Source organism: Brenneria sp. hezel4-2-4 (assembly GCF_013155275.1).
Taxonomy (GTDB): domain Bacteria; phylum Pseudomonadota; class Gammaproteobacteria; order Enterobacterales; family Enterobacteriaceae; genus Brenneria.
In genome coordinates, this window is sequence record NZ_JABJXS010000001.1 from 772,505 (window position 1) to 787,671 (window position 15,167).

Genomic DNA, 15,167 nt, shown 5'->3' on the forward strand with positions numbered 1-15,167 from the left:
TAACATGTCCAAACCAACACGAGTTGTGATAATCACCGGTCCGGGTTTTCAGGATCACGATGTAGTTTATACGTACTATCGTTCTAAAGAGGAAGGATACGATATATCAATTGCTACAAAGGATGGAAGCGCAGTGACGGGGAAATATGGCATAACGGTTCCTATGGACAAACGTTCCAAGGACAATATTAATTTTGATCAACTTAAGACCAATGATTTTGATGCTGTTATTCTCACTGGCGGTCATGAAGCTCCTGATAGGGTTCGCCAAGATAAAAGAGTTAAAGATTTTCTAAAACAGATGGCAACACAGGGGAAAGTAGTGGCTGGTCTCTGCCATGGTCCCTGGATCATGATTTCCGCCGGTATTCTAAAAGACAAACTCGCCTGTGCATATGTTGGCCTGAAAGACGACATGGTTAATTCCGGTGCAAATGTAATTGAAGCGGATGTAGTTGTCGACGGAAATATCATAACCTGCTCCTACTACGCCGAATGTGGAAAATTCATGCGCCAAACATTCGATGCAATAGATAGATGGAAGCGTGGTGAAAGGCTTAAAGAACCGTTGGTGGTATAAATCGATGTTAATAGCAATGGATTTCGACGGAGTCGTAGTTGACGGAGTAGACGAATGCATGTTAATTGCGTGGAATGTATTGCATGATAGACCTCTAGGAGATTTCAACCAAGATGTCCTTCAAAAAATCCCACGCCAGATGGCTAGTCGATTCAAAAAATTAAGGAATTTTGTACGTCATGACGGACATTTTATCGCTTCATTTTCTGAACTAGGAAATGAAGTTATGAATAATGACGAATTCTCTGCCATATACGAATCATTTTCACCCAAAGAGAAGGATATATTTAGAGATAAATTCATCCAGTATAGAAAACAGGCAAGAAATACCTATCCTATTTTCTGGGCTAAACTACATCGCCCACTATTGGATATATCAAAATTATTTTCTACAAGTCACGATATTTATATCGTATCGGGAAAGGATGAAGATTCCATATCATTCATCCTAAGAGAGCATGGTTTAAATGTACCTACAGAGAAAATATTTGGGAGGATGACCGATAAAAATGAAACTCTTACTTCACTAAAACTAATAGCCGCCGCGAAAAATGAGGAAATGTTATTTATTGATGATAACATCCAAAATGTTATTGATGCGTTAGAACATGGCATTCAATCATTTTGGGCTAACTGGGGATACAATATCCCTGAGCACAAAGTAATGGCTCACAAAAATGGTATTAATGTATTAAGTACCGTGGATCTCTTGGAATTAGTCAAGAGGCCATCTTAACGCGATATTATTTCAATTCTTCTGTATGAGGAGTAATAACTCATGGCGAAAGAAATACTGTGTGGTTTCGGAGTGGGTGTAGATGCTGTGGCTGGCTGGCTCTCTTCTTATGGGGGTGAGGATTCTCCAAGCGATATATCTCGCGGTATGTTCGCTGGCGAAGTAGGCACTCCACGTCTTCTAAATCTATTTAAACAGTTCGATATCCCCACAACCTGGTTTATGCCTGGCCATTCCATTGATACCTTTCCTAAGCAAATGGAGGCGGTAGTCAATGCGGGACATGAAGTAGGAGTTCATAATTACAGCCACGAAAACCCAATATCGATGTCACCTGCTCAAGAAAGAGAAGTCCTTCTGAAAGGAATTGAGATGGTCACACAATTGACGGGGCAAAGGCCTACCGGATATGTCGCTCCGTGGTGGGAATTCTCCCCCATAACGACGGATCTCCTGTTGGAAAATGGCATCAAATATGACCACTCGCTAATGCATCATGATCATCAGCCCTATTACGTAAGGAAAGGTGATTCTTGGACCAAGATAGATTATTCCAAAACTCCTACCGAATGGATGAAACCGCTGGTGCGTGGAGAAGAGACGGATCTCATTGAATTACCAGCCAGTTGGACGATCGATGATATTCCTCCTTTCATGTTCATGAAAACAAAACCCAACAGCCAAGGCTTCATGAATCCTAGAGACATTGAACAACTTTGGCGGGATCAATTCGATTGGGTCTATCGTGAACATGAGTATGCTATATTTACCTTTACGATTCACCCAGACGTATCTGGACGCCCGCATGTATTAATGATGCTCGAGCGCCTTTTAACTCATATGCTTGGTCATCCTGGGGTGAAATTCCTTAAATTGAATGACATCGCAGATGATTTTGCCAAGCGATCTCCACGAAAAAAATAGTGATGGGGCAGCCAATAAGGCTGCCCGTTTCATGTTATTTCTCTCTAACTATAAATTCCCCATTCTTAGACAGATCGAGTATTCTGTTCCTGATACCCAAAACAAGTGGGTTTCGTAATGAACTCTCAACCCATACCAGATAAATTGAATTTACGGGAAGTCTTTCATGAATACGAACTTCCACTATTTGACCTTCCGCTATGCTTTGGGCACATAAATATTCTGGCATCACAGTCCAGCCAATACTTTCTCTGATCATCCTCTCTAATATCCGTAAATCCGGGACAGTGATAGATGGACGAATAAATGCGAGAAATTGCGAGGAATCATGAAAAACTTCTCTTATCAGTGGTAACTGGTCGTCATAAGCAATTAGAGGAAGCGTTGCCAGTGAACCAACCACATCATCATTATCTTTAATGTTTTTGGCTATCCGTGACGATACCACAACGATCAACTTTTCCATTCCGATTTCCGCATATCCAAATTTTTGTTTATCAGGTACAGAAGTTGTGAAACCTAACTGACTACTTCCATCCAACAGGCTATTGTATATGCGCTTCCTATTACCGGTTAGTAACTGAAATTTAATATTTTCATTGAATAATGTCGTAACTAAATATGGAAATTTTGCCCACATTAATTCTGCTGGCCCTATGAAAGATACGGTTCCCGAAGATTTTCTTGTCCGTGATCTAAGCGTCGACAGTTTCAGTTCAATAGTATCTATATCAAAAGCCACCAATCTGGCCAACTCCTCGCCATCCACTGTCGCAACCACCCCATGTGAACGACGAGTAAATAGAGTACATCCGGTAAAGGCTTCAAGTGAATGTATGTGCGAAGACATTGCAGGTTGGCTTATACCCAGCCGTATTGCCGCTTTTGAAATCGAACCAGCCCTGTATACTTCGACAAAACTTCTTAATTGAACCAGATAGCTCATAACTTCGCCCTCTATAAGAGCTTTAAGCTCATCAGTGACGGCACATAGCAAAGCCTGCGTAGTATTCCGTTATAGACAAGTTATGTTAATGGTTCTATAACCATTAGAAATAATTAACAATTAAAGGTTTTAATAGGGAGAAGATTGCACATAACAGAATAACACTTTGATATATATATCGTTGCAACGAGTTATATCTGCTTTGTGATTAATGGGTGAAGTAGAATAGGGACTTCGATCTGCCATGTTACAATACATTCACAAGTAAGATTGGCATGCATAACTTGCTGTAAAATTGGTGAAGCTACCTGAGCAGTCTCGCACAATGCCGCTGAAAATCTGGGGCGTGGAAAAGGCCGCTTTGTTATCAAGCTTGCCCACTCTCCGGATTATCCATAAACATCCCATGGCGCCTGTTTCCATCTTTCTGTTATAAAATCGATAAATGCACTAAGCCTGCGAGGTATAGGGTCTCGTCGCGCCCGAACGACACTGATCTGAGACGTGTTTGCTTCCCAATCAGGCAGAACTCTGCAAAGTCTCCCAGCCCTTAATTCATCATGAATATCCCAGGTTTCTCGCAGAGATATGCCAAGCCCATCCAGACACCAAGCATGTAGCACGTCTCCGTTGTCACTGATAAGGTTGCCGCTTATGCTGATATTTTTCTCATGACCGCCTCTACGTAGTGTCCATAAATTGTGTAAAAGCCCAGGGTAAGCGAAGACTAAGCAGTTGTGATTTAAGAGATCTTCCGGTTGCTCGATAGGGGGATGCCCTTTTATATATTCTGGAGATGCGATTAAAATACGCCTATTATTTGCTATCTTTCTGGCCAAAAGACGAGAGTCTGCCAGTTCACCCATGCGAATAGCCAGATCGAAGTCACCACTGTAAAGGTCCTGAATTTGGTCCGAGAGTCTTAAATCGAAGCCCACTCTAGGGTGTTCCTCGCAGAATGCCGAAATCGCGGGAGCAACATATTTTCGGCCAAACGGAGCTGGCGCAGTCAAACGAATATTTCCTGTTAATTCATCACTGCCTCCTCGAGAAAGTTCCTTCACCTCCCCCAGAACAGCAAGCGCTACCCGAGCCTTCTCGGCGATAGCGCGACCTTCTTCTGTAATCCTTAAATTGCGGGTATTTCTTTCAAACAATGTTGTCCCTAACGCCGCTTCCAGTCTGGCTATCTGTTTGCTCACCATTTTTGGGAGGATTTGAAGATCCCGCGCTGCGGCGGAGAAATTGTTTCTGTCGACGACGTGCAAAAAGACTTCAAGGTCGTCATTTCTCAAATTTATTTTGTTCATTTTGGGGTAAGTGTTTGTCCGTTTGGGTCTCTTTAAAGGATAAATCAATTGTTCCACAATGAGACCCAATATGACAAGTCTGTCATATCGCATGCAAATCAGCAGAATTTAGCTTTCTGCCCCTAATGTAGAGGAAGTTAAAATGTCAAAACGTATCCTGTTTGTATTGACCAGCCATGACCGTAAAGGCACTGCCGAGAGTAAAAATGCCGCACCTAGCGGTTTCTACCTTTCTGAGGTGACTCATCCCTACTATGTACTCGCAAAAGAAGGATATGAAATTGATTTTGTGAGCCCCAAGGGGGGCAAAACCCATGTTGACGGTTTAGACCTCAGCGATCCAGCCAACGCCTCCTTTTGGAATAATGATGCCTTACGCGAGGCAACTCAAAACACATTAAAACCTTCACAGATTGATCCTGACGTCTATGACGCCGTCTTCTATGCGGGAGGTCATGCGACAATGTGGGATTTCCCTGACAATACAGAGTTGGCAAGTATTTCATCACGAATCTATGAAAATGGTGGCATCGTCGCGGCGGTTTGTCATGGCCCTGCCGGATTAGTGAACATTCGACTTTCTGATGATAAATACTTAGTTGCGGGCAAAAAGGTATCGGCTTTTACAAACAATGAGGAACGTGCCGTAGGATTGTATGACATCGTTCCTTTCTTACTTGAGGACACGCTGAAGGAAAAAGGTGCTGAGTATATTTCCGCCGAGAATTTTCAGTCACAAGTGGTCGTCAGTGAGCGGCTGGTTACAGGCCAAAACCCCGCTTCCGCAAAAGGAGTCGCAGAAGCGATGCTGCCTTTACTGGCATCTATTGAAAATAGCCGAGCCTGAGTTATGAAAGAACGTATGCCTTTTGTTATATATATCTTTGCACTCTGCGCTTTTGCTCTGGGATTCACTGAGTTTGTCACGATCGGCTTAGTTTCCACGATATCGGCAGATCTCAACGTCAGTGTCAGTCATGTGGGTACAGCGGTGACAGCCTACGCCCTCGGTGCCGTAATTGGCGCTCCGGGATTAACAGCATTGGCAACACGATGGCCTCGTAAAAGATTATTACTTGTTGCTATGGGCCTGTTTACGGTGGGCAATGGTATCGTCAGTGCGTCCGAGTCCCTAACGCCGATGTTGATTGCTCGATTTGCTTCCGGTCTGGGGCACGGGGTGTTTCTTGCTGTTGCTTCAAGTGTGGCAACCCAACTGGCTGGACGACATCGTGCTGGTGCTGCTGTTGCGGTTGTTTTTGGCGGTCTTACCATAGCGCTGGCGTTGGGCGTGCCACTTGGCACCTACATCGGCGGTCTATTGAGTTGGCAGTCGATATTCATGGCGGTGGCGGCCAGTGGGGCGATCGGATTCATTGGATTGGCCACGCTGATGCCAACGGATCACGATGATCCCGCCTTGCGGGCAAATGCCATGGACGGCTTAAAAGCCATGTTCAACCCACTATTGCTTGCGGGAGCCGGAATTACAGTTTTGGCTTATGCAGGATCTTTTGCTCTGTATACGTATATTTCCCCGATTCTACTTCAGGTAACGCATGTGGACGAGCGTACGATCAGTTTGCTGATGTTGGTATATGGGGTAATGGCCGCGATCGGCAATGTCTGGGGGGGCCGTCTGACCGACAAGCAAGGTGCAGACCGTGCGGTGATGATAGTACTTGTTGGTCTAGCGCTCGTTCTCTTCGCTATGTGGTTCTCTGTCTCATCCTTAATTTTAATGGCGTTGTTTATTGGCTTGCTTGGAGCATTGACATATGCCGCAGTCCCCTCAATGCAAGCAAGAGTGATCGGATTGTCTCACATATATGCACCCGAAGCTCCGGCTGTGGCAGCAGGATTGAACATTGCCGGTTTTAATGGGGGTATTGCGTTAGGGTCATTATTGGGAGGTGTGGCACTGGATTTTTCTGGTCTAACAAGTCCTGCATGGGTTGGAGGAGGAATTGTAATTGTTGGTATTTTTTGGATGATATTACAAATAAATTCGAGTAAAAGACGCGCTGCCTCCGATTACTACTCATAGCACAGTTCATATTTGAGATAGCTCAGTGAAAACCAAATCACTGAGCCGTTTCATTGTGCATCTTTGACAAAAATTGCAGCCAGATGCAGGCGATTATTTATTTCATAAAATCAGTTTTTATAATTCTATATCTACTTCATATAAATCGGCATTTTAAACATCCTTCTAAAAACACAGCGAAATTCATCAGCAATATCATTGTGTAAAAGGAGATATATTATGTCAGATAACTCTACTATTCCAAACATTAAAGATAGAATTTCAGACTGGATAACCATCAGGGAGGCTGTAAAGGTTTTTAACGGATTTAATGGTAAAAATATTAGAAAATGTGATATTTATCGATATGCTTTACAAGGAAAAATCCGTCTATCCATCTATTTTCAGTCACCAGTCATATTGCGAAGAATAAAATCAAGCAATCATAAATTAAAGCTAACGCCAATAAATAAATCATTCACTACAAGATTATGCATGCTTGATCCAAATACCTTATTAAACGGAAATGACTTAACTTTTAGCACTGACGGAGAGTATATTTTTCCTGTACAGAGAGTCATCGACACAACATTGCTCGGATACGAATATGTCCTTATACAACGCTTGCTTGCTCAATCTCTGAAAATCCCCCCACCAGAATCAGGAGCAAATAAGAACAATTACGGCATTACCGTTTCTATTTGTGGGGGGATATTCCAAATTTTTGAAAAAACAACATGGCAAGAAAGAATAAAGCAACAAGTAAGGCGACTACCTGAGGACATTGCATCAGATATTTACGAAACAATGCTACGATATGATCTTGAAAGAGAGTCTCATAAATACTATTTCCCTGTCCATGAATTACCAAAGGATGCCTGTTTTGTCATCAGACAAACTGAGTTTAAGAAGTTAGTCGGCATGCCGGTTGAAAAAAATTTTCTTCATCCGACATCAGCACGCATATCCACGCCACTGTCCCGCCTGTTCTGGCTTGCCTGCAAACATAACGAGGCTATCAGTCCGTTAATCCGGCAACCTTATAAGCTCCTGTCCATTTTCGAGCAATGGGCCTCTGACGATGGCATCACCGATCGATTTAGCGGCGACACGCTAAAAACTGCGCTTGAACGCGGCTCGCCTACAGCTGTTTCGGCATCAAAAAGATGATAGTCCACCGTTCTAAAAGTCCGTATTAAGGACTCTGCCACCCGTAATACGGGCTCATCAACTTTATCCCTGCCGCTGCTTTGTGTTGTCGTGTCATCTCCGGGCAAACCCCCTCTTTGCTACAGGAGAACACCGTGACATCTCATCAATTATTACGTTTGAAGCAGGTTGAAGAAAAAACCGGCCTGAAACGCTCGCAAATCTACCTCTATATGAAAAGCGGCCGCTTTCCCCGTTCCATCAAGATTGGCCCGGCCAGCGTGGCCTGGCTGGAATCTGAAGTGGACGAATGGATCAGCCTCAAATTAGCCAATCGCTTAACACGTTGAAGGGAGAAGCCGAATCATGATCCCGTCACTGAATTACGCCGTATTAACCGATGCCCTGCACGCGCTGAAGGACGGCAATATCCGTCACTGCGAAGCGCTGGGGTTTACGTTTGATGAAATGAATGCTCTTAATCAGCTGTCCCTTGACGAACTATTTATCCTTAGCCGGGCGTCGGCGCAGTTTATGGCAGTCAGCGTTCGCCATGATGCGCTACGCCAACTGTTGGCGCTGTCGCGACAGGAAGTTCAGCGCCAGCAGCAGATTAACCGGGCCATTAGGTTGGGCGGTTCGATTGCGCTGTTAAATCGGTATTTTGGCCTCACCTCCAATGAAATCTGCGTGCGCCGCCGCTTGCTGGGCGTCGCTATTCCGCAAGGCCGGACGCCCATCCCGGATGAACAAACCGACGCAGAGATCTGGCGGCAATGGCAAAAACGCCGCGTAGAGAACCTTGAATCGCCCGAGGCATTGACGGCAATGATGCAGGTCACCGAGGCGCTGTCCGCACCGACGGCAGGAACTTCGCTTACCAGCGTCTGGAACCGCATCACGCTTTGCGAACGGGAAGCGTCGGACTGGAGGGCGTCGCATGCCGGATGAGATCGATCGCGACCAGGAATTTAACGAGCAGCGGCTGGAAGAGATGATCGAACAGAGCCGTTTCAAACCGGCGCCCACGCCATCACTCTTACATTGTCGTTTCTGCGGCAAGCCCATTCCCGAGAAACGGCGGCAGACGTTGCCGGGCGTGACGACCTGCACACAATGCCAGGCAAAAATTGAACGCCGCAGGCGATAAAAACGCGCGGAGAACAAGGATGTTCCGCACGTTTTTTATTTTTCTTCAGCAAGAAAATCCTGACTTTTACTATTGGAAAGCGTGTCGAAAAAAATAAAGACCGAATAGACCTTCATAAAAACATTTCCCGCAAGATAAAAATCAAAATCACATCAAGATAATTTCCCGTCCTTTTTCTTTTATTTTTCGGTTTGAGTTTCTTGTTACCCGACTTAATCAGAAAGCGCACCCTGACCACGCCGATATCTGCCAGCGATGTTCAGGGACGTTTATTTCACCGGGCCGGGATTGCCTGAATACGCTCTTTAACAATCGGGATCGGGCTGTCACACAACCACAATTCAGGGTGCCGCTGAATGTTCTCGCTGACCCGTTAAAACCGGAATGCAGGATCGGGATGTGACCAATGTTTCATACGCTTTTTTATCAGAGGAAAAATCATGCGAAAACCCCTTTATCACGTCTTTGTCACCCAGGAAAGTCAGCCCGATGCGCAGGGCGAAAAAAGCACCTACTGGACCAAAGTCGGCGCCGCCTTCGCCCATCACGGCAAATCCGGCCTGAATGTGGTACTCACACCCGGCATCGCCGTCTCCGGCAAGCTGGTGCTGCTCGAACCCAGAGAAGATAACAACGCTGCGCAGGACGTTCCCGCCGGTTAATACACTTCCCGTTTCTTTCTGTCGCTACCCTCCTGCATTTTACCCTTCTGAGGCCGCCATGCTTTCAACCACAGCCTTTCTGGCGGCGGCCATGCAGTGCGCCGCCAGCGTTCACCCGACCACCGCGCTTGACATCGCGCGAGTTGAATCCAGTTTTCACCCTTACGCCATCGCGGAGATAGTGCCGAAGCATCAGCGCGCGCCAGGCAGCCATGGGGTGATTTCTCATTATCCCGCCAACCAGGCGGACGCCATCGGCATCGTCAGGCGGTTGGCCGCGCAGGGCCGCCGCTATTCGGTCGGCCTGATGCAAATCACCAGCAGCAATTTCCGCCACTATGGCGTTACTGCCCGTGAGCTATTTGATCCCTGCGTCAATCTGTCGGTCTTCGAGCGCATCCTCACCGACTGCTACCGGCGCGGCGGCTCCCTGCAACGCGCGCTCAGTTGCTACTACGCCGGCAATTTCGATAGCGGCCAGCGGCCGGAAGCCGTCTTTAACCGCACCAGCTATGTCCAGCGTATCGGCTATGCCGTCCCGTCGACGCGGGAAGAGAAACAACGCTCCCCAACCGAAAAGGCCATCCCGACAATCCATTATCCCGCCGTCGTCCTGCGCGGCGACATGGCCGATAACGCCACGCCACCGCCACCGTCCGTGCGCTACCCGAACGCCGTTATGCGCGGCGCTTTACCCGTCCCTGAGACTGATGAGGATAATTAATGATGCGCAAACGTAATTTTTGGCCCGCCATCTCTTCCATATTAATGTCCGCCCCAGTGCTGGCGGCCGACGGCGGATTCAATAAAGCCAATGAGACGCTGAGCAACACCTCCACCGGCCTGCTGGGGCTAGCCGCCGTCACCATCACGCTGGCGACCATGTGGATCGGCTACAAGGTACTGTTCGACGGCAAGAGTCTGCATGACATGCGCAACGTCATTATCGGCGCCATCCTGATTGTCGGCGCGTCGGGCTTCGGCGCCTACTGGGCCGCGTAGGAGAAACCGATGACCACGCTGAACAAGGCGCTGACGCGGCCCGCCGCCATCATGGGCATTCCCCTCGTGCCGTTTGTGATCGTCAGCGGGGCTATCGTCCTGCTGGCGGTTTACCTCAGCTATTACCTGGCCTTGCTGCTTATTCCGGCCTGGATGGAAATGAAGGCCAAGGCCCGTAAGGACATCCACTATTTCGGGCTGCTGTGGCTGGCGTTTAAAACGCGCGGCCAGTGGGCCGCCAACCGCTATTTTGGCGCCAATGCCCTCCTGGCGAACCGCTATGACGCCGTCGATATTGCGGAGTTTACCGACAAAATGAAATTAAACGCGCGCATCACGCTGGATAAATACATTCCGTATTCCTCCCATATTCACCCTCACGTCATCAGCAACCGTCACCGGGATTTGGTGGCGACCTGGGAGCTGGGCGGCACCGTTTTCGAATGCGAGGATGAACATCATCTCACTTTTCTGGCGACCCACCTGAATAACCTGATCCGGTCGTATGAAGGGCAGCCAGTCACTTTTTATATACACCGTGTGCGGGAGCCGTACCAGGACGCCTTTGCGGCACAATCGGACATTCCCTTTGCCGATGAGGTCGCAGAGCTTTACTACCAGTCGATCAAGGACAAACCGCTCTGGCGGCACCGGCTGTTCTTTACCGTCTGTTTCGCGCCGTTCTCGTCGCTGGAGAAAAAGGCGCTGAGCCGACAGCCGGTCGGCAAAAGGCAGGCGGCGCTGGATAACGCCCTGAAGGTCATGCTTGAGCACTGGGCGTCATTGAACGCCGCCTTATCCCGCTACACCGCGACGCCGCTGGGCGTTTATGAAGCAAACGGGCGGGTGTACTCCTCGCAGCTTTCTTTCTATCACCGGCTGCTCACCGGCAAATGGCAGAAGGTAGCGGTCACGCGCGCGCCGTTTTACCACCAGCTCGGCACGGCGGACGTGTTTTTTACCACCGATACCGCCGAATGCCAGACGGTAGACGGCTCCCGCTACTTCCGCAGTCTGGAAATCAAGGACTACTCGCCCGAAACCACCACAGGTTTACTGGATGCGCTGCTGTACGCCGAAAGCGAGTATGTGCTGACGCAGTCCTTTACCTGCATGGCGCGCGATGAAGCGCAGAACCATATCCGGCTGGCGGAAAAACGGCTGAACTCGGCCGATGACGACGCCCTGTCGCAGCGCGAAGAGCTGATTGTGCTGCGCGACCTGCTCCAGTCCGGGCATGTGTCGTGCGGCAAATACCACTTCTCCCTGCTGGTTTCATCCGCCAGCGCCGACCAGGTGGTGAAGGACGCCACGACGCTGGCGCAGCCCTTCGCCGACCTCGGCATTATGACCACCCTGTCCACCCTGTCGTTACCCGCCGCCTATCTGGCGCAACTGCCGGGCGTCTATACCTTGCGGCCGCGGCTGGTGGCCGTCAGCAGCCAGAACTATGCGGATATGGCGAGCCTGCACAACTTCCATCCCCACAAACGCGGCGGCAATCCCTGGGGCGAAGCCATTGCTATCCTCACATCGCCGGGCGGCGGCGGTTATTACCTCAATCTGCACGACAGCCAGGCCGGACGCGATGACTTTAACGAGAAAACGCCGGGCAATACGGCGATTATCGGGAAAACCGGCTCGGGGAAAACGATGCTGATGACCGTGATGCAACAACTGATGCAGAAATACCGCAACCCGGCGACGTTTGCCGCTTCGGCCACCATCAAACGGCTGACCACCGTTTATTTCGACAAAGACCGGGCGGCGGAGATGGCGATACGCCAGATGGGCGGGCGTTATTTTCGACTCCGTACCGGCGAGCCCACCGGGTTCAACCCGTTTTCGCTGGTGCCGACCCGGCGGAACATCAACTTTATCAAGCAACTGGTGCGAATGCTGTGCCGCCGCAACGGCAAGCCGCTCGATCCGCGCGACGAAGCGCGCATCAGCGCCGCCGTGGACACCATCATGCTGGACTACCCGCCGGAATACCGCCGTTACGGCATCACGCGGCTGCTGGAAGTGCTGCCGGAGCCGCCGACCCAGGAGGCCCGCGTCAATGGGCTGCGCATCCGGCTGAAACAGTGGGCGCAGGAAGGCGAGTTCGGCTGGGTATTTGATAACGAGGCGGATACGTTCGATATCAGCGATATCGATAACTTCGGCATCGACGGCACGGAATTTCTGGATGACGACGATATCCGAGGGCCGATTACCTTTTACCTGCTGTATCGCGTCACCAGCTTGCTGGACGGCCGCCGGCTGGTGATGTTTATGGACGAGTTCTGGAAGTGGCTGGCTGATGTGGAATTCTCCCGGTTCTCGCTCAATATGCTCAAGGTCATTCGCAAGCTGAACGGCATCTTCATTCCCGCCACCCAATCGCCTGACGAGATCGTCAGGCATCCCATCGCCCCGGCAATCATCGAACAGTGCGGCACACAGATTTTTCTCGCTAACCCAAAGGCCAGCCATGCGGACTATGTGGAGAAAATGAAAGTGCCGGAAAGCGTCTATGACATCGTCAAAAATCTGGATCCGGGCGAGCGCTATATGGTGATCCTGAAAACGCCGTTACGGGCCGGCGAAGCCCGGCCATTCGTGGCGCTGGCAAAAATGGACCTATCAGGACTGGGGAAAGTCAGCAAACTGCTGAGTGGGAGCGAAGACAACCTGAAAATCTTCGATGCCCTTTATCAGGAAGGCATGAAGCCTGAAGCATGGAAAGCGCAGTTTCTTGAAATGGCTATCTGAGAGGTGATAACAATGCGTACCCGAAACACCGTGCTGGCATTAGCACTCTTTCTTTCCACTCCGGCGTTCAGCGCCGGGATCCCGGTTTTCGACGGCGTGCAGAATACCGAATCCATTAACCAGTGGGTGCAAAAACTCCAGCAGTGGCAGGAAACCGTCACCCACTATAAAAGCGAGCTTGACGCCTACAAACGGCAATTAGCCACGGCGACGGGCGTGCGGGATATTCAGGGATTCTTTAACGAGGCGAAAAACCTCAAAAGCGATATTGATAACCTCCGCAAAAACGGCGTTTCACTGGATGATCTGCTGACCAATCAGGGCGGCGCCTATTCTTCCGAGCTTCAGCGCTTGTATGGAAAATATCAATCTTTCGATACTTGTAATCAGTCCAGTTCCTCGCAGCGTTATCTCGACAGTTGCAAACAGATCATCCTGAATCAGGCGGTAGCGATCGAAAATACCTCCGACGTTGAAAACAAGATCGCCGACACCCTCAACGATATCGCCGCGTTATCCGATCGCATATCGAATGCGCAGGATTCGAAAGAGTCGCAGGACCTGGCTAACGCCGTGGCGGCCAGGAGCGTACAATTGAACGCGCTGACCAGTCAGTGGGAAATATCCGTCAAACAGGCTGAGCAGCGAACAACACTGCTGGAGCAGCAAAAACAACGGGCATTCGAGCAGCAGCAATTAACCGCTCCGGTTGCTGATTTGAACAGCATTCAGGGGGGTTAAAGAACTACCCGACTGGTTGCCATTGCCCATTGAGAAATACTGCACAGGTCAGGCGTGCTTCAGGGTGCTGACGGAGCTCCTTCGGTAACTCCATCACACCACATTTAAAGCCACCGAACGAACAATTGGCAGCACATGCGTTGCCGATCAGGGCCTCCAACTGATCGATAAGTGTCGCGGTGTATTGCTTCATAAACGTGCCAAGGTCCATCTCATCTTGTGGATATTCGGCGCTGACCAGTTCGATTGTCGGTGAATAAACCTTGCCATCGGATTTCATCGCGAAGTCTTTCCAAACGACGTTCCGATCGGTTTTCGGATGCTCCCAGGCGTTGCGTAGCTCTCGTGTAAAGAGCATCGCCGGGGTAAGTTCGTCGAAGAACACATAAAATCCGTGGCTATCACCGTGCTTTTGGTGAATGGCGGTTCTCAGATTTTCCAGCAGCCTCTTTCCTTCCGTCGGCTTATAAATCGCTACAAGAAAATCGGTCAACATCTGTCGTAGGTTGTCGGCCAGCCTTATATAAATGTCAATATTTGTACGCAGACTGGGCGTATGAGGCAACTTTTGCCCTTTGTTTCCACTCAGGATCTCAGCGACGGCAACGCCTGAAATCTGTTCGAAAACCTTGTCGGTCAGATCCTGCATCTCGCAGAGGATGCCTGTTCCTTTAAGAATGAGTCCCATCGCTGTTTCTTGCTCAATGGCATCCCTCATAAACCCGGAACAAAACAACTTCTCTCCTGAGACGAGTATCTTCCCGACAATCGGATTTTCAAAACCGTAGGGAAACACTTTCTGATAAACATCTCTCACCTTGATGTTGGTTCGTTCAGGATCGATGTGATCGGCCTGCTGCATCAGGAAAATACTTTTATCCTTTACAACATAAAGACCGTCCGGTGTACCGAACATGAAACGTAAGGGTGTCTGGTCGTCCACATCTACAACTTCGAGGACCTTAGCGCCGTCTCTGAACTGATCAATGTTATGTTTCAAGGTTCGGTGCCTTATCGCTGTTCTGGGAATAATAACAATATAAATTTTCATGATCGTACCGCCAAGTCCAATACTGGCGCCTGACCATTTTGCAGGACTATTACTGTCTGTCTACTGCATTGCTGCAACGCGAATCAGAGCGATGCATCTGTGCAAACCTTGCGAAAGAAACCATCACCAATCT

At 49.0% G+C, this 15,167-nt stretch carries 17 protein-coding genes; 14 read left to right on the forward strand and 3 right to left on the reverse strand.

Features of this window, described 5'->3' with window-relative positions:
- Positions 1-4 precede the first annotated feature (4 nt).
- Genes HOY33_RS03555 through HOY33_RS03565 form a run of 3 tightly spaced genes read left to right on the forward strand, consistent with a single transcriptional unit; the run spans position 5 to position 2,240 of the window.
- Positions 5-580, forward strand: coding sequence for a DJ-1/PfpI family protein (locus HOY33_RS03555; RefSeq protein WP_172288595.1), 576 nt, complete (start codon positions 5-7; stop codon positions 578-580).
- Positions 549-1,316 carry a hypothetical protein gene (locus HOY33_RS03560; protein WP_330527220.1) on the forward strand — a complete coding sequence of 256 codons (768 nt, stop codon included), beginning with the start codon at positions 549-551 and terminating at the stop codon, positions 1,314-1,316. The genes HOY33_RS03555 and HOY33_RS03560 overlap by 32 nt, the downstream gene beginning before the upstream one ends.
- Positions 1,317-1,358: 42 nt before the next feature.
- Entirely contained in the window at positions 1,359-2,240 is an 882-nt protein-coding gene (locus HOY33_RS03565; RefSeq protein WP_136156981.1) for a polysaccharide deacetylase, read from the forward strand.
- A 34-nt stretch (positions 2,241-2,274) separates the two neighbouring features.
- Here HOY33_RS03565 and HOY33_RS03570 read toward each other — a convergent pair whose 3' ends face one another.
- Both HOY33_RS03570 and HOY33_RS03575 read right to left on the reverse strand, forming a co-directional pair.
- Positions 2,275-3,186, reverse strand: a complete 912-nt coding sequence (locus HOY33_RS03570) for a LysR family transcriptional regulator (RefSeq protein ID WP_172288597.1) — start codon at positions 3,184-3,186, stop codon at positions 2,275-2,277.
- A gap of 389 nt (positions 3,187-3,575) precedes the next feature.
- A complete protein-coding gene (locus HOY33_RS03575) occupies positions 3,576-4,496 on the reverse strand; it encodes a LysR family transcriptional regulator (RefSeq protein ID WP_172288846.1) in 921 nt (306 codons plus the stop codon).
- A 142-nt stretch (positions 4,497-4,638) separates the two neighbouring features.
- On the opposite strand from HOY33_RS03575, the gene HOY33_RS03580 reads away from it, so the two are divergent.
- From HOY33_RS03580 to HOY33_RS03630, 11 genes are all read left to right on the forward strand, one after another.
- Positions 4,639-5,343 (forward strand): type 1 glutamine amidotransferase domain-containing protein, encoded by a 705-nt coding sequence (locus tag HOY33_RS03580; RefSeq protein WP_136156983.1) that lies wholly within the window; start codon positions 4,639-4,641, stop codon positions 5,341-5,343.
- A 3-nt stretch (positions 5,344-5,346) separates the two neighbouring features.
- Complete coding sequence (locus HOY33_RS03585; RefSeq protein WP_172288599.1) at positions 5,347-6,543, forward strand: MFS transporter; 1,197 nt, start codon at positions 5,347-5,349, stop codon at positions 6,541-6,543.
- A gap of 219 nt (positions 6,544-6,762) precedes the next feature.
- Positions 6,763-7,692, forward strand: a complete 930-nt coding sequence (locus HOY33_RS03590) for a hypothetical protein (RefSeq protein WP_172288601.1) — start codon at positions 6,763-6,765, stop codon at positions 7,690-7,692.
- Positions 7,693-7,826: 134 nt separating this feature from the next.
- On the forward strand, positions 7,827-8,021 hold the full coding sequence (locus HOY33_RS03595) for an AlpA family transcriptional regulator (RefSeq protein WP_009113423.1): 195 nt from the start codon (positions 7,827-7,829) through the stop codon (positions 8,019-8,021).
- Positions 8,022-8,037: 16 nt separating this feature from the next.
- Positions 8,038-8,622 (forward strand): DUF2857 domain-containing protein, encoded by a 585-nt coding sequence (locus HOY33_RS03600; RefSeq protein WP_172288603.1) that lies wholly within the window; start codon positions 8,038-8,040, stop codon positions 8,620-8,622.
- Positions 8,612-8,821 (forward strand): TraR/DksA family transcriptional regulator, encoded by a 210-nt coding sequence (locus tag HOY33_RS03605; RefSeq protein WP_121554687.1) that lies wholly within the window; start codon positions 8,612-8,614, stop codon positions 8,819-8,821. The genes HOY33_RS03600 and HOY33_RS03605 overlap by 11 nt, the downstream gene beginning before the upstream one ends.
- Positions 8,822-9,261: 440 nt before the next feature.
- Entirely contained in the window at positions 9,262-9,483 is a 222-nt protein-coding gene (locus HOY33_RS03610) for a hypothetical protein (protein WP_121554688.1), read from the forward strand.
- A 58-nt stretch (positions 9,484-9,541) separates the two neighbouring features.
- On the forward strand, positions 9,542-10,207 hold the full coding sequence (locus HOY33_RS03615) for a lytic transglycosylase domain-containing protein (RefSeq protein WP_172288605.1): 666 nt from the start codon (positions 9,542-9,544) through the stop codon (positions 10,205-10,207).
- Positions 10,208-10,209: 2 nt separating this feature from the next.
- The gene (locus tag HOY33_RS03620; RefSeq protein WP_172288848.1) at positions 10,210-10,485 is read left to right on the forward strand and encodes a TrbC/VirB2 family protein; all 276 of its coding nucleotides are present in this window, start codon (positions 10,210-10,212) and stop codon (positions 10,483-10,485) included.
- 9 nt (positions 10,486-10,494) lie between these two features.
- On the forward strand, positions 10,495-13,242 hold the full coding sequence (locus tag HOY33_RS03625; protein ID WP_172288607.1) for a VirB3 family type IV secretion system protein: 2,748 nt from the start codon (positions 10,495-10,497) through the stop codon (positions 13,240-13,242).
- Between the two features lie 12 nt (positions 13,243-13,254).
- Positions 13,255-13,983: a type IV secretion system protein gene (locus HOY33_RS03630; RefSeq protein ID WP_172288609.1), complete on the forward strand. Its 729-nt coding sequence runs from the start codon at positions 13,255-13,257 to the stop codon at positions 13,981-13,983.
- 4 nt (positions 13,984-13,987) lie between these two features.
- On the opposite strand, the gene HOY33_RS03635 is transcribed toward HOY33_RS03630, so the two are convergent.
- A complete protein-coding gene (locus HOY33_RS03635; RefSeq protein ID WP_172288611.1) occupies positions 13,988-15,034 on the reverse strand; it encodes a hypothetical protein in 1,047 nt (348 codons plus the stop codon).
- Positions 15,035-15,167 lie beyond the last annotated feature (133 nt).